This is a genomic window from Agromyces sp. NPDC057679, from assembly GCF_042799635.1.
Classification (GTDB): Bacteria; Actinomycetota; Actinomycetes; order Actinomycetales; family Microbacteriaceae; genus Agromyces.
On the sequence record NZ_JBHVIK010000001.1, the window covers coordinates 845,554 to 863,285 of the forward strand.

Here is a 17,732-nt window from a genome sequence, read left to right on the forward strand (position 1 = left end):
GCTAACCGCGACGATGCCCGCCCAGCGGACGACCCACCGTTCAGAGCCCCTCGGCGATCTCCTTGATCGCGGCCAGGCGGCGCTCCCACTCGCGCCCGACGGCGTCGAGGCGGGCCGCGGTCGCGCTGAGTTCCGCCCCGAGCACGCGATAGCGCACCTCGCGGCCGACGCGCACGGGCTGGACGAGACCGACCTCGGCGAGCACGGCGAGGTGCTTGGCGATGGCCTGCCGGGTCACCGGCAGCCGCTCGGCGAGGGCCGATGCCGAGGCATCCCCCTCGCCGAGCGCCGCGAGGATGCTCCAGCGCGTCTCGTCGCCGAGCGCCGCGAACACGGGAACCAGCGTCGCAGTGGTCATGCGTCGCCCTCGAGCAGGGCGACGAGCTTGTCGAGTTCGGAGACCCAGCCCTCGGCGTGGTCGGCCATGTTGGCCCGAGGGTCGGTCGTGCGGTCGAACCCGGTCTCGACGACGGTGAGCTCGGTGCCGCCGTCGACCTCGTCGAGGGTGAAGGTGAAGACGGTCGTCGTCCCCGCGTCGATCGTGCCGCCCGCACGTCGGACCGCGTCGTCGTTCGACCACCGGTACGAGACCGAGCGCGGAGCCTCGATCGCCTCCACGCGCAGCGGGATCGTGCCGTACCCCTCGAACGTCATCGAGCCCGTGGCGCCGACGCCGGCGCCGTCGAGCACCGTCTGCCCGAACCAGCGGGAGATGTGCTCGGGTTCGGTGACGGCGCGCCAGACCTTGTCGAGGGGGGCTGCGATGCGGATCGTGCGTCGCACCGTGAAGCCCCCCTCATCGATGACGGATGCTTCGTTGCGGGTCATGCTCACCATGATCGCGCTCCTTCCGGCGATTGGCGCCGTGGGTGTCTCGGCGATCGATCGATCACCTGCAACTCGATAGTTGCATAGCCCCCACCGAAGCGCAACCCTTTGGTTGCATTCACTCCTCGCTCACCCGGAGCACGACACTCCCCCGCTTGCGACCGCCGTCGACGCGGCGATGCGCCTCGACGATCTCATCGAAGCCGACGACGCGATCGATGACCGGCCGCAGCACCCCCGCTTCGGCGAGCGCGGCGAGGCGCTCCATGCCCGCGGCATCCATGCGACCCCCCTCGTGGTCGACGACGAGCCCGCTGCGACGCGACTGCCGCTTCGCCCGGAGGAGCCCACGCAGGTCGAGGATGACGAGGAGCAGGGCGCCGCCGGGGCGCAGGAGGTGCGCGACCCGTTCGAAGGGGGCGTTGCCGACGCACTCGACGATGACGTCGTAGCGGGCCGCCGCGCCCGGCGCCGCGAAGTCCTGCTGCGTGTGGTCGATGACGCGGTCGGCGCCGAGCGAGCGCACGAGTTCGGCGTTGCGGCCGCTCGTGACCGCCGTGACCCTGGCGCCGCAGGCCGCGGCGAGCTGCACCGCCGCCGAGCCGACCGCGCCCGAGGCGCCGTTCACGAGCACCTCGCTGCCCGGGCCGATCTCGACGCGATCGAGATAGCGCAGCGCGGTGTGCCCGCCGAAGACGATCGCGGCGGCCTCGTCGAACGAGAGGTTCGCAGGCTTCCGCGCGACCTCGCCGTCGGCGGCGATCGTCACGAACTCGGCGTGGCAGCCCATGCGCACGGCCCGCATGACGATCACCTCGTCGCCGACGGCGAAGCGCTCGACCCCCGCCCCGATCGCCTCGACGACGCCGGCGGCGTCCATGCCGAGCACCCGTCGTCTCGGCCGGAACAGCCCGATCGTCGGCGCCACCATCAGGCTGAAGCCGCGCGGCAGACGCCGCGCGCGAAGGCGTTCGTCGGCGACGCTCACGGTCGCCGCCCGCACGCGGACGAGCAGTTCGCCGGGCCCCGGTTCGGGACGGGGCATCTCGACGAGGCGCACGACCTCGGGCGGGCCGAATCGATCGATGCGGGCCGCGCGCATCGTCGCGCTCGACTCGTCGCGCCGCTCGCCGTCGGGGCGGGTGCGCGTGGTCTCGTGGTGCGATCCGGTGGACATGCGATGCTCCCTTACGTCGTAAGTCTTACGTCGTAAGATACTCTTCGAGAGGGCGGGTGTCCAGCCCCCTCCGAGAAACCTGACGTTGTACGGTGAAGCCATGCCGAGAACCGCCGAGCGCACCCCGCTCAGTCGCGACCGCGTGCTGCAGACCGCACTGCGGCTCGCCGACCGCGACGGCCTCGACCGGCTCACCATGCGCGCCCTGGCCGACGAGCTCGGGGTCGAGGCGATGTCGATCTACTACCACCTGCCGAACAAGCCCGCGATCCTCGACGGCCTCATCGAGCAGGTCTTCGCCGAGATGGCGGCCGAGGCGGGCGGCTTCGCGCCGCCGTCGACGGATGCCTCGAACTGGTCGGCCACGCTGCGCTCACGCATCCTCGGCGCGCGCCGGGTGCTGCTGCGGCATCCCTGGGCCCCGGCCCTCATGAACGTGCGCGGCACCCCGGGCACCCTCGCGATCGCCTACGCCGACGGCGTCGTCGGCATCATGCGCGGCGGCGGGCTCTCGCACGACCTCATCCACCACGGACTGCACGCGATCGGCAGCCGCATGTACGGCTACGTGCAGGAGCTCAACGACGACAACGCCGCCGAGCCGCCGGCCGACCCCGCGCAGTTCGCCGCCCTCGCCCCGCACCTCGCCGCGATGCTCGCCGACGTCGTGCATGACGACCCCGACTCGACGCTCGGCTGGTGCGACGACCAGACCGAGTTCGAGTTCGGTCTCGACCTGCTGCTCGAGGGCCTCGAACGCCGTCGCCTCGCCGAGGCGCGCTGACGCGCGCCCGCGCGCTGCACGCCGACGCGCCCTCGGCTCCCTAGGCTGTGCGGGTGACCTCGGCACCCGAACCCACCCGGCCGTCGCTCGCGAAGCAGCTCCTCTGGGCCGGGCTCGCCGTGGGCGTCGGAGTGCCGCTCTGCCTCGGCGCGTGGATCGGGCTCGTGCTCGCGGGCGACCGACTCGGCTGGAGCCTCACCGCCGATGAGGTCTTCTCGTGGCTCACGGCCGCCCTCGTCGCGCTCCTGCTCTGGCCGATCGCGATCCGCGGTGCGCAGCGACAGCTCTGGCACTTCCGCGGCAGGCCCCCGGGCGAGCCCGCGCGCTGGAGCAGCGAACCGACCGCGCCCGTGCCCGAGGAGTCGCCGGCAGCCGGTGAGCGCTGGGCGCGTGCGGCGATCGTGGCGGTCGGGGCGGCGAGCCTCCTGGCGATCTGCGGACCGCGGGCGGTGACGCTCGCACTGCTCGGCGGGCTCGACGCCGCGAGCGCCGGCGCCCGCTCGTGGTGGCTCGCGCTGCAGTTCGGAGCGTTCATCCTGATGCTCGCGCTCGTCGTCCCCGTGCTCTGGGTCACCGAGCGCCGCATCCGGCGCCGCCCCCGCGACGACCCCGGGCGTGAACGACTCGAACTCGCGCAGAGCTGGTACCTCGGGGCGGGGCTCGCCTGGGTGATGTGCGCGATCGTCGGGTTCCTGATCGCTTTCATGATCCTGCGGTACCTGTAGGTGCGCCGCGCGGTCCGTGGGCGGCATCGCGTGCCGCCCACGAGCCCGGGCTAGGCCGCGAGCCGCCCCACCGCACGCGCCCGGATGAGCACCGCCTGTCCGTCGCTGTACGCGACGGGCAGCTCCTCGATCGCGACGACCTCGACGGTCGCCGGGTCGGCGCCGGCGAGGCGCGCACGGTCGACGGCCTCGGCCGAGGCGTCGTCGCGCGCGGCACGCCGGTCGGCGTGGGGCCCGTCGAGCCGGTAGATCTTCTCGATCTGGCCGGCGATCTCGCCGAGCGCGGCGCCGACGGCGTTCGCCGCGCCGAAGTGATCGGGGCGGATGAGCGTGCCGACGCCGTCGAGCTCGTCAGGGGCGATGATGCTGCCTCCGCCCACCAGGATCACCGGCACGGGCGCGGCATTCGGCTTCATGCGGTCGATCGTGTCCTCGAGGAGCTCGCGGATCGCCGCCCACGCGGCGCGTCCCTGCCCGGGGTCGACCGAGGGGGCCTCGATCCCGTCGATGCGCACCCCGCCTGCCGTGAGGGCGACGTCGGTCGCCGTGAGGGTCGAGCCGCCGAAGGCGAGCGCCTCCTCGGTCAGCCGATAGCCGACGCTGTCGGGGCCGAGCACGATCCGGCGGCCGGAGTCGGACGGCTCGGCACGCACGATGGTGCCGCCGCCCAGGCCGACCGAGAGCACGTCGGGCATGCGGAAGTTGGTGCGGATGCCGCCGATCTCGACCGCGTGCGCGGACTGCCGCGGGAAGCCGTCGACGAGCACCCCGATGTCGGTCGTCGTGCCGCCGATGTCGACGACGAGCGCATCGCTCGCACCCGAGAGGTGCGCCGCGCCGCGGATCGAGTTCGTCGGCCCGCAGCCGATCGTGAGCACCGGGAACTCGAGCGCGTACTCGAGCTGCATGAGCGTTCCGTCGTTCTGGCCGAAGTACGGCGTCGCCTCGATGCCCCGCGCCTGCAGCGCGGCGACGAAGCCCGTCGCCATCTGCTTCAGCGTCCGCATGAGCGCGGCGTTGAGCACGGTGGCGTTCTCGCGCTCGAGCAGGCCGAGCGAGCCGATCCGCGCCGATCGCGAGACGGGCACGTCGAGCTCCTCGGCGACGATCTCGGCGACCCGCTCCTCCTGCCGTTCGTCGACGGGCGAGAACACGCCGACGACGGCCACCGCGTCGACCTCGCCGCGCATCCGGCGGCAGACCTCGCGTACCTCGTCCTCGTCGAGGGGGGCGAGCACCCGCCCGTCGACCTCGAAACCGCCGTGCAGAAGGTGGGCGTGCTCGCCGATCGCGCGCCGCAGCTCGTCGGGCCAGCCCTCGAGCGGCGGCACCGCCGTCGTCGCGGGTGCGCCGAGGCGCAGGATCCCGACCCGGCCGAGGCCGCGCCGTTCGACGATGGCGTTCGTGCAGTGCGTGGTGCCGAGCATCGCGTGCGTCACGAGCGACGGGTCGATGCCGGATGCCTCGAGCACCGCATCGATCGCCGCGGCGACGCCCTCGCCGGTGTCTGCGGTGGTCGGCCGCTTCACGGATGCCACGACGGCGAGCCGCTCGTCGAGCACGACGGCGTCGGTGTTGGTGCCGCCGACGTCGATGCCGATGCGGTATCCGCCCGCGCTGTTTCCGGCCATCACGCGGCCTCCTTCCGTTCGATCCGACGTCGGGCGAGGTCCTCGACCGGCTGCCACTCGACGTCGTAGCCGAAGTGCGCGGGTCCCGCGTTGTCGAGCCCGACGGGGGTGCGCCACTTCTCGTGGCAGGGCATCGCGACGACCGCGACGCGGGCACCGTACCGCAGCGCCTCGGTCGTGATCGGCTGCCCCGTCGCGAGGTCGAGCACCGAGATCAGGTCGGGTGTCACGGCGGCGAGTTCGCCGTCGCGCCGGGCGAGCAGCATCTCGTTCTGGAAGTCGAGCCGGAACCGGTCGCCGCGGTCGTCGCCCACCCCTTCGAGCTCGGCCGCCCCTCGGGTGAAGCCGCCCTCGACCTGCCGCTGCAGGTCGGCGACCTTGCCGTCGAAGAGCCGCACGCCGCCGAGCTCGGCGCAGAGCGCGTCGATCTTCTCGTCGTCGCGGAGCTCGACGCCGCCGGCACCGCGACCGAGGAGGATGGCGCCGATCCGCTTCGCCGCGGTGAGCGTCGCCGGGATGGCGCATTCGCGCACGACCGCGCCGCCGTAGGCGTAGTCGATCATGGTCGCGGCGCCGCCCATCTCGACGGTCGCCGCGCGGGCGAGTCGCTCGGACCAGGCCCCGTCGACGGGGCGGCTGACGACCTCGTTGCCGTGGTGGTCGACGAGCACCGTCGTCCCCGGTCCGTAGCCGGCCAGGTGGAAGGTCACCATCTGGGCCTCGGGGAACGCGCGGCCCATCGCGTCGCCGTCGACGACCGGAAGCCCCGCGAGTGCCGCGGCGGCGATCGGGAGCATCGAGTTGCCGCCGCCGACCTCGATCGGCATGACCGCGGTCGGCACGCGCCGGGTGGCTCCCTCGATGGCCCTGAGGGCGGCGAGCAGCTCCGACTCGGCCTGGATCCGCTCGACGCTCACCGAGGGCGCCCCGATGCCGCCGATCGGCACGACGAAGTCGTCGTCGCCGAGTTCGTCGACGTCGATCATGCGCACCGGGCCGTGCAGGCGGATGAGCCGTTTGGCGATGAGCGAGCCGACGTGCGGGTCGCCGCCGCCGCCGGTTCCGAGCACCGCGGCGCCGAGGGCGATCGCGTCGATGTCGGCCTCGGTGATGAGACGCTCGCTCATGCGGTCACCTCGCCGCTCGTGCGGGCGGGCTCGCCCTGGGGGGCGGCCTCGTTCGGCGCCGCGCCCTCCCGCGCGGCCTGCGCCGAGGCATCCTCGCCCGTCGGGTCGGCGCCGGGCACCTCGCGCTGCCGCAGCGGGGCGAGTGCCAGGTAGACGACGAATCCGGCGAGCAGCCCGTCGAGCGCCGAGATCGTGGTGATCGAGGCCCAGCCGAAGCCGAGGCCGTCGGCGGGGTTCGTGGTCGCGAGCGCGACGAAGATGCCTGCGGCCCAGGCGACGACCGCCCACACGTCGACCGTCGGCACCGCGGCTCCCGGCGTGAACCGCGATCCGCGCCGGCCGGTGAGGTACGCGGCGAGGTAGACCCCGCCGTACGGTGCGATGATCACGCCGATGGCGAGGATGAAGGGCACGAAGAAGTCGGCCGCCCCCGCGACGGCGATGACGATGCCGACGGCGCCGCCGACGATGGTCAGCGTGCGTCGGTTCATTCGACCGCTGATCGACGAGAAGCTGAGCGCCGCCGAGTAGATGTTGGTGGTGTTCGTCGTCCACTGCGCGAGGATCAGCACCACGACGGCGACGAGCCCGAGGCCGAGCGTGAAGTAGATGGTCATGAGCTCGGACTGGTCCATCACCCGGGCGAGCAGGATCGCGACGACGATGATGATCGAGTTGCCGAAGAAGAAGCCGACGAAGCCCGCGGCCATCGCCTGGCGCGGCGTCTTCGCCCAGCGGGCCATGTCGGGCGCCGAGACCACGCCGAGGATGAAGATGCCCATGACGAGCGACACCGCGCCGCCGAAGGTGATCGTCGTCTCGACGGGCGAGTCGAGGCCGCCCGCGCCGAAGGTGGCGAACGCGACCACGACGCCGACCACGAGCAGCAGGAGCAGCAGCGGGACGGCGAGCGTGCTGAGCCGCGAGATCGACCGGTAGCCCCAGAGCGCGGTGAGCACCATCAGCACGCCGCCGATGGCGGTGAACAGCTGCACCGGCACGTCGAGCCCCGTGAGCTCGCTGAAGGCGATCTGCGCATTGCTGCCGAAGAAGCCCGCCTGCACGGCGAACCAGCCGAGCAGGCTCACGGCGAGGGCGATCGCGAGGACCGCGCCGCCGATCTTTCCGAACACCGCGCGCGAGAGCATCGCGGTCGACAGGCCGGTGGCGGCGCCGACGTAGGCGCACGCCATCGCGAGCAGGCCGAGCAGCAGTGAACCGGTGACGGTCGCGGTGATCGCCGGCCAGAACGGCATGCCGGTCGCGAGGGCGACGCCGAGGAAGGCGCCGGAGAGGTCGATGCCGATCGCGATCCAGACGGCGGCGATCGAGATCCAGCTCTTGCGCTGGTCGGCGGGCACAGCTCCGTGCTCGTAGTCGGTGGATTCCATGAGATGTCTTTCGAGGAGACCGTCGCGAGCGCCCGCTTCGATGACGGGCGACGGGTCGGCGGTGATGGGGGGGGATGCCTCAGGCTGCGAGTGCGGCGGAGAGATGTCGCCAGGCTCGATCGAATCGCTCGCGGTAGACCTCCGGCTCGTAGTGGGTGAGCTGGAGGAACAGGCCGTCCATGATGACGAAGACGAGCGCGGTGAACCCCTCGGCGTCGCCGGGGGCGAAGGCGCCGGCGGCCACGCCGTCGTCGTACGCGCGGCGCACGGCGTCGGCGAGGGTCGACTCGGAGTCGAGGAAGATCTCGCGCAGGTTCTGGCCGCCCGGTCCGTACTCGGCGACGGCGGCGCGCAGGCTGAACTCGGCGAGGTCGGGTCGATCGCGGTAGTACGCCTCGATGCCGCCGAGCAGGTGGCCGAGACGCTCGAGGGGCGGCAGTTCGCCGCTCGCCCGGGCGAGTTCGTCGAAGAACGCGGTGTGCTCGACGACGACCTCGGCGTAGACCGCCTCGTACAGCGCCTCCTTGCTGGGGAAGTGCGCGTACAGCGAGGGCGTCTTGATGCCGACGGCCCCGGCGATCTCGCGCAGGCTGGCCTCGGCGTAGCCCCGGCGTCCGAAGACCACGCGGGCTTCGGAGAGGATCTGTGCTCTGGTCATCGCCTGCCTAACGATCATTAGTTAGGCAGACGATAGCCTGCGTCGCCGGCCGCCGCAAGCCCGACCGACACGAACGACGAGGACCCGGGGCGATGCCCCGGGTCCTCGGTCTCCTGCTGCTCCCCCGCGTCAGCGCGGCCCGATCATCGGGGCGACAGCGTGCCGTGACGGTCGCCCGATCCGTCGACGCGCAGCGTCACCCGCGTCTCGCCCGCCCCCGCGAGCGGATCATGCTCGTCGACGATGAGCACGAAGGATCGCTCTTCGCCGCCCGGCACCCGTCCGACGCCGGTGACGCTCCACCAGCCCTCCGCCGACTGCACGAAGCCGAGCCGCTCACCGGTGAGGATCGACTCGCCTTCGGGCGTCGTCACCGAGAGCGCACCGACGGCGCCCGGAGCGCCCGCCGCCTGTTCGAGCTCGAGGTCCACCGCGAACTCCCCCGCGCCGTCCCCGAGCTCGACGATGCCCTGCGTGGTGACGTGCTTCGCCTCGGCGGCGTCCTGCGGGCGGGTCGGCATGCCCGGCGATCGACGGAGCGCCTCGCCCGCAGCGGCCCCGGTCGGTTCGCCGTCCTCCAGCGCGAGCTCGCCGTTCACGAACACCTGCTCGACGCCCTCCGAGTACTGCTTCGGGTCCGGGAAGGTCGCGCGATCGATGATCCGCTCGGGATCGAAGACCGTGAGGTCGGCGGCCATGCCTGGGGCGATGAATCCGCGGTCCACCATGCCGAGCATGGTCGCGGGGAGCCCGGTGATCTTGCGGATCACCTCCTCCCAGCTCAGCACGCCCTGCTCCCGCACATAGCGCCCGAGCACGCGCGGGTAGGTGCCGTAGTGGCGCGGATGCGTCTCGTCCGACTCCGTCGCACCTCCGTCGGAGGAGATCGCCAGGAAGGGATCGGTGAGGAACGCCTCGAGGTCGTCTTCGGAGCCGATCTGCATGACGCACGGGATGTCACCGCCGTGCTCGGCGAGCGTGCGCATCACCGCCTCGCCGATCGTGACGTCGCCGTACTCGACCATGAGGTCGGCGAGCGAGACGTTGCCGAGCACCGGGAACGTGATGTTCGCGGGCTCGCCCACGTCGTCGACGACGAACGCGCTGACCTCCTGGTCGATCCGCGCCCGCGAGGCGGGGTCGTCGAACCGGTCGAGCATCGCCTCGGTGCCGCCGTCCTGCACCCAGCCCGGGATGTAGAACGAGAGGCCCGTCGAAGCCGCCGTGTACGGGTACACGTCACCGCCGGCGAGGCGTCCCTCAGCCCGGGCGTCGGCCTGGAGGGCGAGCATCTCGGCCGAACCGCCCCAGTTGCCGGGTCCGGCGACCTTCATGTGCGTCGCCTCGGCCATGAGGCCCGTCGCCGCGCCGATCCGCAGGTTCTCCTCGACGGCCTCGACGGCGTGGTTCGTCTCGTCGCGCATGTGGTCGGAGAACATCGCGCGCCATCCGGCGAGGTCGCCGACCGCCGCCGCCACCTCCTCCGTCGTGGAGTAGCGCGCCGGGAAGTAGCCGAGACCGCTCGACACCCCCCATGCACCGTCGGACATCGCCTCCGCGAACATCGCCTGCATCCGTGCGGACTGCTCGGCGGTGGGGCGCACGTCGGCTTCGCCGACGACCTCGGTCCAGACCGTGTTGAACCCGATGTACGGGGCGAGGTTGATCGCCGTGTCGATCCCGTCGAGTTCGTCGAACTGCGCGGCGATGTCGGCTCGGCCCATTCCGTCCGGCCCGATCGCCTCCGTCGTGACGCCCTGCGTCAGCGAGCTCTTCGCGTCGGCGAGCGCCTCGAGCTCCGCATGCGAGTGGAGGTCGATGAATCCGGGGGCGACGTAGCGGCCGCTCGCATCGACGATGCGGTCGGCGTCGACGCCGTCGAGGTCGCCGACGGCCACGATGCGCCCGTCCCGCACCCCGACGTCCGCGAGCCGGCCCGCGCTGCCGGTGCCGTCGAACACGGTGCCGCCCGCGATGACGACGTCGAGCCGCCCCTGCGGCGCCGCGGTGACCCCGCCGTCGTTCGCGCCGAGCCACACGCCCGCGGTGATCGCGACCGCGGCGACGACGACGAGTGCGCCGACGAGGAGGAGCACGCGCCGTGCGCCCTTCGAGGTGTCACCCGAGCTGCCGACGGTCGCCGGATCGGTGCCGGAGCGCGATCCGCTCCGCGCCTCCGGATCGTTGTCTGGTTGCCCCATTGCATCCCTTTCGTCTCATCTGATGCCGGCCGGTGCCGACCGGCGGTGGTGGTGGTCGCGCCGCAGCTTCGGCTCAGCGCACGCTCTCGAGGAAGTTGCGGGTGCGCTGCCGCTGCGGGCGGTCGAGCACCTCATCGGGCGGGCCCGCCTCCACGACGACGCCGCCGTCCATGAACACGACCTGGTCGGCCACGCCCCGGGCGAAGCCGATCTCGTGGGTGACGACGATCATCGTCATGCCGTCGTTCGCGAGCTCGCGCATCACGTCGAGCACGTCGCCCACGAGCTCGGGGTCGAGCGCCGAGGTCGGCTCGTCGAAGAGCATGAGCTTCGGGTCCATGGCGAGGGCGCGGGCGATGGCGACGCGCTGCTGCTGGCCGCCCGAGAGCTGCGACGGGAAGTGCCCGGCGAAGTCGGCGAGGCCGACGCGGTCGAGCAGGTCGAGCGCGCGCGCCTTCGCCTTCGCCCTCGGCACCCCGGCGATGCCGACCGGCGCCTCGGTGATGTTCTCGAGCGCCGTCAGGTGCGGGAACAGGTTGAACTTCTGGAACACCATGCCGATGTCGCGGCGCTGCCTGGCGATCTGCCGGGGCGTCATCTCGTGCGTGGCGTGGCCGGCCTGCCGGTAGCCGATGAGCTCGCCGTCGACGAGGATGCGCCCGCCGTCGATCGACTCGAGGTGGTTGATGCAGCGCAGGAGCGTCGACTTGCCCGAACCCGAGGGGCCGAGCAGCACCGTCACGGTGCCCTCGGGCACCGCGAGCGAGACGTCGCGGAGCACCTGGTGGGCGCCGAAGCTCTTGCGCACCCGGCGGATCTCGACGAGCGGCCGGACCGCGGCGGGAACCGCGGGGGCCTGGGCGCCGGTGGTGGCGATGGTGTTCATCGGGCGCTGACCGCCTTCGTCTCGGGCGCGGGCTCGACGGCCCGGCGGGTGGTGAACGTCGCCCGCAGCCGCTGCCACGGCGTCGGCGGCAGGTTGCGGCTCGAGCCGCGCCCGAACCGGCGCTCCAGGTAGTACTGCGGGATGGAGAGGACGCTCGTCATCAGCAGGTACCAGAGGCTCGCGACGATGAGCAGTTCGACCTGCTTGAGGTTCTGCGACGAGATCACGGTCGCCTGCGTGTAGATCTCGAGCACCGCGATGACCGAGAGCAGCGAGGTGTTCTTCAGCATCGAGATGGTCTCGTTGCCCATCGGCGGGATGATGACGCGCATGGCCTGCGGCAGCAGCACGCGACGGAAGGTGTAGAGCGGAGACATCCCGAGCGAGAACGCGGCCTCGCGCTGGCCCTCGTCGACCGACAGCATGCCGGCGCGCACGATCTCCGAGGAGTAGGCGGCCTGGTTGAGCGTCAGCGCGAGCAGGCCCGCGACCATCGCCGTGATCAGCACGTTCGTGTCGACCTGCCAGAACACGATGTCGGTGAACGGGATGCCGATGGTCAGCTGCTCGTACAGCAGCCCGAGGTAGCCCCACAGCACGATCTGCACGAGCAGCGGGGTGCCGCGGAACGCCCAGACGTAGAACCAGGCGACCGTCGAGAGCACGGGGTTCGACGAGAGTCGCATCGCCGCGATGACGATCGCGAGGAGCGTCGAGACCGCCATGGCGATCAGCGTGATCACGAGCGTCAGCACCACGCCGTCGAGGATGCGCGGGTCGACGAGGAACTGGCCGATCGCGGCGAAGTCGATGTTCGGGTTCGTCAGCACCGAGGTCACGAACCCGGCGGCGAAGAGCAGCACGACGGCCGCGCTGATCCACCGCCACGGGCGTCGCAGCGGAATCGCCCGCACGTCGTCGTCGGTGGCATCCGGTGCGGGGGCTACGCCCCGGTCTGCGGGCGCCGCGGGCGCCGCCGGTGCCGTCGTCATTCTGCCGCCCCCTGGTTCACCTCGGCCGACTCGACGGCGTAGGCGGCGATGTTGTTGCGCTCGAGCACCTCCTGGTAGGTGCCCTCGTCGATGAGCGCCTGCAGCGCGCTGCGCACCGCCTCGACGAGCTCGGTGTCGCCCTTGAGGATGCCGATGCCGCTGTAGACCGGGTTGAACCCGGCGGGGTTCTCGGGGTCGCGCACGACGTCGAACGCCTCGCCGTCGTCGGTCGTCGCCGCGACGTACTCGGCCACGACGGCGTCGGCGACGTAGGCGTCGCTCTTGGCCGCCCGAAGCGCGGTCTGCGCGTCGAGGTCGCTCGGCAGCTCGGTGACCGTCACCGGGTCGCCGTCGCAGTCCATCGCCCGCAGCAGCTCGCCCTGCACGGTCGCCTTCTGGACCGCGACGGTCTTGCCGCAGAGGTCCTGCTGGGTGGTGACGCCGACCTCGTTGCCCGCCTGCACGAGGATCGCGAAGCCGCCGTGCGTGTAGTCGACGAAGCTCACCGTCTCCTGCCGCTCGGGGGTGTCGTTCATGCCGCTCATGATGAGGTCGTTCTTGTTCGCCTGCAGCGACGGGATCACCGAGTCGAAGGCCTGCTTGTTGAGCGACACGTCGATGCCGAGCTTCTGGCCGATGAGTCGCCCGAGCTCGGGGTCGAAGCCGACCGGGCGGTTCGTCTCGTCGTACATCGCCATCGGCGGGAACGGGATGTCGAGGGCGATGTCGAGGCGGCCCTTCTCGACGATCTCCTCCGGCAGCAGTGCGGTGAGCTTCGCGTCGACGGTCGTCGAGACCTCGTCGCCGGTCGGCAGCTCGGGGCCCTGGGCTGCGGAGGCGCCGGATCCGGCGCCCGAGCAGCCGGTCAGGGCGAGGGCGAGGGCGGCCGCGGCGGCCGTCGCGCCGACGAGGGTGGTGGTGCGTGCGTTCATCGGTGACTTCCTTGTCGTGGGGTGGGACGGGTTGTCGGTGGGTCGAAAGGCGGTCGGATGCCTCAGGCGAACGCCCGGGCGTCGGTCATCGCCGGCGCGTGGGTCGCCAGCAGGTCGTCGTAGCTCTCACGGCGGGCCACGAGCCGGGCGTCGCCCTCGCGGGCGAAGACGATCGCGGGCTTCAGGGCGCCGTTGTAGTTGTTCGACATCGTGTAGGCGTAGGCGCCGGTCGCGGCCATGACGACGAGGTCGCCGACGCGGGCGGGCGGCATGGGGGCGCCGTCGACGAGCAGGTCGCCCGACTCGCACTGGCGGCCGACGAGCTGCACGGTCTCGGTCCACGGTTCGTGGAGCCGGTCGGCGACGATCGCCTCGTAGCGCTGTTGGGTGAGTGCGATGTCCATCTGGTCGGCGAGGCCGCCGTCGACGGCGACGAACGTGCGGCCGGTGCGCTTGACCGTCGTGACCCGGTAGAGGGTGACGCCGGCGCGGGCGACGACCGAACGCCCGGGTTCGATCATGAGCTTCGCGTCGGCCGGCAGGTGCGCCCGGGCTGCGGCGACGATCGAGTCGAGGTAGGCGCCGACCTCCGGCGCCTCCTCCTCGTAGGTGTAGGCGATGCCGAGCCCGCCGCCAACGTCGTAAGTGCCGAAGGTGCCGACGCCCGAGATCTTCTCGACGGCCTCGGCGAACTGCGCGACATCCAGGATCTGCGAGCCGATGTGCAGGTGCACGCCCTCGAAGCGCATGAGCGGGTGGGCCTGCATGCGGGCGATCGCCCGCGCCGCCTGGTCGATCGGCAGCCCGAACTTCGAGTTCAGTCCGCCGGTCGCCTGCGAGGCGTGGGTCTTCGCCTCGACGCCGGGGATGACGCGCAGCAGCAGGCGCTGGGGCCGTTCGAGCAGGCGCTCGAGCCGGTCGAGCTCGTCGTCGTTGTCGACGATGATCGCGCCGATGCCGGCGTCGAGCGCCATGCGCAGCTCGGCATCGGTCTTGGCGTTGCCGTGGAAGTAGAGGCGCTCGGGGTCGACGCCCGCGGCGAGCGCGAGCCGCAGTTCGCCGCCGCCCGCGATGTCGACGGCGAGCCCCTCCTCCTGGGCGAGCCGGTACATGCCGACCGCGGGCAGCGACTTCGAGGCGAAGAGCACCTCGGAGTTCGGCCAGCGTTCGCGCAGTCCGTCGATGAAGCGACGGATCTGGCGCCGCAGCCCGGTCTCGTCGTAGACGTGCAGCGGGGTGCCGAATCGCTCTGCGAGCTCGGTGACGGCGACGCCGCCGATCTCGAGGACGCCGTCGGCGTTCGCGGTCGCCTCCTCGGGCAGGATCCGCCAGAGTTCGCCGAGGCGGGTGCCGTCGGGTGCGGGCCGGTCCGTGGTCATGCTCTCCTCCTTGCGCGCGGCGCCTTCGCCGTCGACGGTGGCCAGCCTAGGAAGATCGATCGTGCCCGTGGTTGTCGATCTCGGATAGATTCACAGGGTGGATGCAGGGATTTCTCCAAGCGGTGTGCTGCGCGGCAACGGCCCCCGGGTGACGCTCGCCGAGCTCGTCGAGCAGCTGGGCCCACGCACCGCGACCCCGATCGGCCCGCTCGGCACCGGCGTCGCGGTCACGGGCACCGAGTTCATCGACATCGTCGACGAGCTGACGGATGCCCCGGGCACGCTGCTGCTCGCGCCGTCGACCGCCTCGCTCTCGACCGCGCGGCTCGCGGCGATCGCCGCCGCAGCCGCCGAGCAGGGCGCCGCGGGGCTCGCCGTCAAGTGCAGCGCCGAACGGGTGCCCGCGCTCGCGGCGATCGCCGACGCGACGGGGCTGACGATCGTGCGGATCGCGGACCGCATCAGCTGGCGCCTCCTCGACGCGCAGCTCACGCACCTGCTCGGCGAGGCCGACTCCGCGATCGCGGGCCCCCAGGACCGCGGCGCCGAGCCGTTGTTCGCCATCGCGAACGAGCTGGCCGAGTTCTTCGGCGGCTCGGTCGCCATCGAAGACCTGAGCCGCAACATCCTCGCCTACTCCTCGGTGCCGGGGCAGGTGATCGACGCGCTCCGCACCCACGGCATCCTCGCGCGGCAGGTGCCCGCCTCCCCCTACAACGACGACCAGTACCGCACCGTGCTGCGCTCGGACCGCCCGATCAAGTACCCGCGCCTCGGCGACGAGGAGCCCCGCGTGGCGTTCGCGATCCGTGCCGGCGCCCTGCCGCTCGGCTCGATCTGGGCGATCGACGCCTCTGGCGAGGCGCCGACCACGCCCGAGCAGGAGGAGCGGATGCGGCGGGCGAGCGCCCTCGCGGGCGCCCACCTGCTCGACGACCTGCGCGCCCACGCGACCAACCAGCGCCCCCGCGAGGACCGCCTGCGCACCCTGCTCACCGGGATCGAGCTCACCGGCACCGAGTTCGCCGAGCTCGGCATCGACGAGGAGCGCGGCGCCGCCCTCCTCGCCATGGAGGTGCCGGGCGCCGGCCCGACGGCGATCGCGCAGCTCCGCTCGACGGTCATCCGCCATCTCGTGCTGCACCGGCCCGACGCCGTGGCCGTCGCCCACCGCGGGCGCGTCTACGCGCTCTTCGCCGCCGGATCCGTCGACGAGGCGGTGCGCTCGGCCGAACCGCTGCTGCCGCTCGTCGACCGCCTCGTCGGCGACGGCGTCCGCATCGCCGTCGCCGGGCCCGCGCATCGCTCGGGCGACGTCGCCGGCGCGCGCGAGCTCGCCGACCGACTGCTCGAGACGGCCGCGCGCGCGGCCGACCCGCGCTCGGGGCGCATCGTGACGGCCGCCGGGCTGCGTCCGCAGCTCGTGGTCGAACGCGCTGCCGAGCTCTTCACCGCAGCGCCCGAACTGCGCGACCCCGCGATCGACGCGCTCGGCGAGCACGAGGCGACGGCGGCGATCGCCGAGACGGTGCTCACCTGGCTCGAGTGCTTCGGCAACGTGGCGCAGACCGCCGATCGCCTCGGCGTGCACGAGAACACCGTGCGCCATCGCCTGCGGCGCGCGGGCGAGGCGCACGGCCTCCGCCTCGAGCACGCCGACGACCGCCTCGCCGCGTGGCTGCAGCTGCGCGCGGCGGCGCGCTGAACCCGCGACCGCCCGGGGCGTCGCCCCGAGCGGTCAGCCGGGCGCTCAGCCTCCGAGCGGTTCCTCGGCGACCTCGCGGATGAACCCGATCACGTGCTCGCGGAGCGCCTCGACTCGGCGGTCGCGGGCCGCCTCGACGTCGAAGCCGAGGTACGCGACGGGCGGGCGCTTGCGCGCGTTCACCGAGCACTGGAAGTCGGCGCACACGAGCGTGCCGACCGTGTCGCCCTTGCGACCGGCGGCTCCGGCTCGACGCGCCACGAAGAAGAGCACGTCGTTGGGCAGGTGCACGTCTTCGCACCACGAGCACTGGGGCCGAGAGCGGAGCCGGCCCTCGGCGCGCTTCAGCATGACGCCGACGAGTTCGCCGCCGACGGGCGCCACGACGTAGGCGACGTTCGGCAGCTTGCGGTCGCGCCAGCCGAGGAAGTCGCGGCGGTCCCAGTCGAGCTCGGAGAAGTCCGCCGGCAGGCTGAGGGCGGCGCGCTCGCGCACGCTGGCATTGATGAACGATGCGCGGATCTGCGCGTCGGTGATGGGGAGCATGGAATCTGAACCTGTTCTGTTCGCCGCCGAGACGGGCGGCACGCTGACGTGGGGATGACCGGTCGCAGGCGCGACCGACCGCGGCCCGCGGCGTCGAACGCCACCGGCCGAGGGCGGGGTCACCTCATCGCGGCGCACGAGGCGCCCGCGACCCCCTCACGCCCGCGCACGTTCGCGGGCAGGTCAGCACGATTCACAGTGGGGCAGCCTACACGCGGGTGCTGGGCCTCCCCCTCGACCGCCGCCGTGCACGGGCGTATCGTGGCCGCCGAACGCGATGGCCGAACAAAGGGGTTACCGATGGCCGAGCTCTCACCCATCCAGCCGTGCCTGTGGTTCGACGACCAGGCCCGCGAGGCGATGGAGTACTACGTCGGGGTCTTCCCGAACTCGCGCATCACCCGCATCGACGAGTACCCCGACGAGTCGCTCGACGAGCACTTCGCCGGCATGTCGGGCAAGGTGATCAACGGCCAGTTCACGCTCAACGGGGTCGATTTCGTCTGCCTCGACGGCGGGCCGCTCTTCGTCTTCAACGAGTCGATCTCGTTCGTCGTCTCGTGCGCCGACCAGGCCGAGATCGACCGCTACTGGGCCGCCCTCTCGCACGTGCCCGAGTCGGAGCAGTGCGGCTGGTGCAAGGACCGCTTCGGTGTCAGCTGGCAGGTGATCCCGGCGAACATGGGCGAGCTGACTCGGCGGCCCGAGCAGATCCAGGTGATGATGCGGCAGAAGAAGGTCGTGATCGCCGAGCTCGAGAACGCCTGACG

General features: G+C 72.2%; 17 protein-coding genes. 4 read left to right on the plus strand and 13 right to left on the minus strand.

Translation table 11 applies throughout. The features are described from left to right. Nucleotides 1–40: 40 nt before the first annotated feature. The 3 genes from ACFVAJ_RS03780 to ACFVAJ_RS03790 all read right to left on the minus strand — a co-directional run bounded on the left by ACFVAJ_RS03780 (nucleotide 41) and on the right by ACFVAJ_RS03790 (nucleotide 2,005). On the minus strand, nucleotides 41–358 hold the full coding sequence (locus ACFVAJ_RS03780; protein ID WP_376941465.1) for an ArsR/SmtB family transcription factor: 318 nt from the start codon (nucleotides 356–358) through the stop codon (nucleotides 41–43). Beyond that, nucleotides 355–837, minus strand: coding sequence for an SRPBCC family protein (locus ACFVAJ_RS03785; protein WP_376941466.1), 483 nt, complete (start codon nucleotides 835–837; stop codon nucleotides 355–357). Before ACFVAJ_RS03785 ends, ACFVAJ_RS03780 begins: the two co-directional genes overlap by 4 nt. Nucleotides 838–946: 109 nt before the next feature. Next, on the minus strand, nucleotides 947–2,005 hold the full coding sequence (locus ACFVAJ_RS03790) for an NAD(P)-dependent alcohol dehydrogenase (RefSeq protein ID WP_376941467.1): 1,059 nt from the start codon (nucleotides 2,003–2,005) through the stop codon (nucleotides 947–949). A 100-nt stretch (nucleotides 2,006–2,105) separates the two neighbouring features. Between ACFVAJ_RS03790 and ACFVAJ_RS03795 the strand changes: the two genes are divergently transcribed. Together ACFVAJ_RS03795 and ACFVAJ_RS03800 are read left to right on the plus strand one after the other, a co-directional pair. Then, a complete protein-coding gene (locus tag ACFVAJ_RS03795) occupies nucleotides 2,106–2,789 on the plus strand; it encodes a TetR/AcrR family transcriptional regulator (RefSeq protein ID WP_376941468.1) in 684 nt (227 codons plus the stop codon). Between the two features lie 53 nt (nucleotides 2,790–2,842). Next, nucleotides 2,843–3,514: a hypothetical protein gene (locus tag ACFVAJ_RS03800; protein ID WP_376941469.1), complete on the plus strand. Its 672-nt coding sequence runs from the start codon at nucleotides 2,843–2,845 to the stop codon at nucleotides 3,512–3,514. Nucleotides 3,515–3,564: 50 nt separating this feature from the next. Here the strand turns inward: ACFVAJ_RS03800 and ACFVAJ_RS03805 are convergent, their stop codons facing one another. The 9 genes from ACFVAJ_RS03805 to lysA form a co-directional block, all read right to left on the minus strand. Then, nucleotides 3,565–5,145: a hydantoinase/oxoprolinase N-terminal domain-containing protein gene (locus ACFVAJ_RS03805; RefSeq protein WP_376941470.1), complete on the minus strand. Its 1,581-nt coding sequence runs from the start codon at nucleotides 5,143–5,145 to the stop codon at nucleotides 3,565–3,567. Further along, the gene (locus tag ACFVAJ_RS03810; RefSeq protein ID WP_376941471.1) at nucleotides 5,145–6,272 is read right to left on the minus strand and encodes a DUF917 domain-containing protein; all 1,128 of its coding nucleotides are present in this window, start codon (nucleotides 6,270–6,272) and stop codon (nucleotides 5,145–5,147) included. The genes ACFVAJ_RS03805 and ACFVAJ_RS03810 overlap by 1 nt, the downstream gene beginning before the upstream one ends. Further along, nucleotides 6,269–7,663 (minus strand): cytosine permease, encoded by a 1,395-nt coding sequence (locus ACFVAJ_RS03815; protein WP_376941472.1) that lies wholly within the window; start codon nucleotides 7,661–7,663, stop codon nucleotides 6,269–6,271. The genes ACFVAJ_RS03810 and ACFVAJ_RS03815 overlap by 4 nt, the downstream gene beginning before the upstream one ends. A gap of 79 nt (nucleotides 7,664–7,742) precedes the next feature. Then, nucleotides 7,743–8,321 (minus strand): TetR/AcrR family transcriptional regulator, encoded by a 579-nt coding sequence (locus ACFVAJ_RS03820; protein ID WP_376941473.1) that lies wholly within the window; start codon nucleotides 8,319–8,321, stop codon nucleotides 7,743–7,745. Nucleotides 8,322–8,464: 143 nt separating this feature from the next. Then, entirely contained in the window at nucleotides 8,465–10,522 is a 2,058-nt protein-coding gene (locus ACFVAJ_RS03825; protein WP_376941474.1) for an amidohydrolase family protein, read from the minus strand. A 73-nt stretch (nucleotides 10,523–10,595) separates the two neighbouring features. After that, nucleotides 10,596–11,408: an amino acid ABC transporter ATP-binding protein gene (locus ACFVAJ_RS03830; protein WP_376941475.1), complete on the minus strand. Its 813-nt coding sequence runs from the start codon at nucleotides 11,406–11,408 to the stop codon at nucleotides 10,596–10,598. Further along, entirely contained in the window at nucleotides 11,405–12,400 is a 996-nt protein-coding gene (locus ACFVAJ_RS03835) for an amino acid ABC transporter permease (protein ID WP_376941476.1), read from the minus strand. The genes ACFVAJ_RS03830 and ACFVAJ_RS03835 overlap by 4 nt, the downstream gene beginning before the upstream one ends. Further along, entirely contained in the window at nucleotides 12,397–13,332 is a 936-nt protein-coding gene (locus ACFVAJ_RS03840) for an ABC transporter substrate-binding protein (protein WP_376941477.1), read from the minus strand. Before ACFVAJ_RS03840 ends, ACFVAJ_RS03835 begins: the two co-directional genes overlap by 4 nt. Before the next feature lie 62 nt (nucleotides 13,333–13,394). Then, a complete protein-coding gene (gene lysA, locus ACFVAJ_RS03845) occupies nucleotides 13,395–14,711 on the minus strand; it encodes a diaminopimelate decarboxylase (protein WP_376941478.1) in 1,317 nt (438 codons plus the stop codon). A gap of 97 nt (nucleotides 14,712–14,808) precedes the next feature. On the opposite strand from lysA, the gene ACFVAJ_RS03850 reads away from it, so the two are divergent. Beyond that, entirely contained in the window at nucleotides 14,809–16,416 is a 1,608-nt protein-coding gene (locus ACFVAJ_RS03850) for a PucR family transcriptional regulator (protein WP_376941479.1), read from the plus strand. Between the two features lie 45 nt (nucleotides 16,417–16,461). Here the strand turns inward: ACFVAJ_RS03850 and ACFVAJ_RS03855 are convergent, their stop codons facing one another. Next, complete coding sequence (locus tag ACFVAJ_RS03855; RefSeq protein ID WP_376941480.1) at nucleotides 16,462–16,962, minus strand: FBP domain-containing protein; 501 nt, start codon at nucleotides 16,960–16,962, stop codon at nucleotides 16,462–16,464. A gap of 300 nt (nucleotides 16,963–17,262) precedes the next feature. Between ACFVAJ_RS03855 and ACFVAJ_RS03860 the strand changes: the two genes are divergently transcribed. Then, nucleotides 17,263–17,730 carry a VOC family protein gene (locus ACFVAJ_RS03860; RefSeq protein ID WP_376941481.1) on the plus strand — a complete coding sequence of 156 codons (468 nt, stop codon included), beginning with the start codon at nucleotides 17,263–17,265 and terminating at the stop codon, nucleotides 17,728–17,730. Nucleotides 17,731–17,732 lie beyond the last annotated feature (2 nt).

Bases quoted from the DNA above. Each gene is read 5' to 3' on its own strand.
- ACFVAJ_RS03780 (WP_376941465.1), bottom strand. From the start codon at position 358: ATGACCACTGCGACGCTGGTTCCCGTGTTCGCGGCGCTCGGCGACGAG.
- ACFVAJ_RS03785 (WP_376941466.1), bottom strand. From the start codon at position 837: ATGGTGAGCATGACCCGCAACGAAGCATCCGTCATCGATGAGGGGGGC.
- ACFVAJ_RS03790 (WP_376941467.1), bottom strand. From the start codon at position 2,005: ATGTCCACCGGATCGCACCACGAGACCACGCGCACCCGCCCCGACGGC.
- ACFVAJ_RS03795 (WP_376941468.1), top strand. From the start codon at position 2,106: ATGCCGAGAACCGCCGAGCGCACCCCGCTCAGTCGCGACCGCGTGCTG.
- ACFVAJ_RS03805 (WP_376941470.1), bottom strand. From the start codon at position 5,145: ATGGCCGGAAACAGCGCGGGCGGATACCGCATCGGCATCGACGTCGGC.
- ACFVAJ_RS03810 (WP_376941471.1), bottom strand. From the start codon at position 6,272: ATGAGCGAGCGTCTCATCACCGAGGCCGACATCGACGCGATCGCCCTC.
- ACFVAJ_RS03815 (WP_376941472.1), bottom strand. From the start codon at position 7,663: ATGGAATCCACCGACTACGAGCACGGAGCTGTGCCCGCCGACCAGCGC.
- ACFVAJ_RS03820 (WP_376941473.1), bottom strand. From the start codon at position 8,321: ATGACCAGAGCACAGATCCTCTCCGAAGCCCGCGTGGTCTTCGGACGC.
- ACFVAJ_RS03825 (WP_376941474.1), bottom strand. From the start codon at position 10,522: ATGGGGCAACCAGACAACGATCCGGAGGCGCGGAGCGGATCGCGCTCC.
- ACFVAJ_RS03830 (WP_376941475.1), bottom strand. From the start codon at position 11,408: ATGAACACCATCGCCACCACCGGCGCCCAGGCCCCCGCGGTTCCCGCC.
- ACFVAJ_RS03835 (WP_376941476.1), bottom strand. From the start codon at position 12,400: ATGACGACGGCACCGGCGGCGCCCGCGGCGCCCGCAGACCGGGGCGTA.
- ACFVAJ_RS03840 (WP_376941477.1), bottom strand. From the start codon at position 13,332: ATGAACGCACGCACCACCACCCTCGTCGGCGCGACGGCCGCCGCGGCC.
- lysA (WP_376941478.1), bottom strand. From the start codon at position 14,711: ATGACCACGGACCGGCCCGCACCCGACGGCACCCGCCTCGGCGAACTC.
- ACFVAJ_RS03855 (WP_376941480.1), bottom strand. From the start codon at position 16,962: ATGCTCCCCATCACCGACGCGCAGATCCGCGCATCGTTCATCAATGCC.
- ACFVAJ_RS03860 (WP_376941481.1), top strand. From the start codon at position 17,263: ATGGCCGAGCTCTCACCCATCCAGCCGTGCCTGTGGTTCGACGACCAG.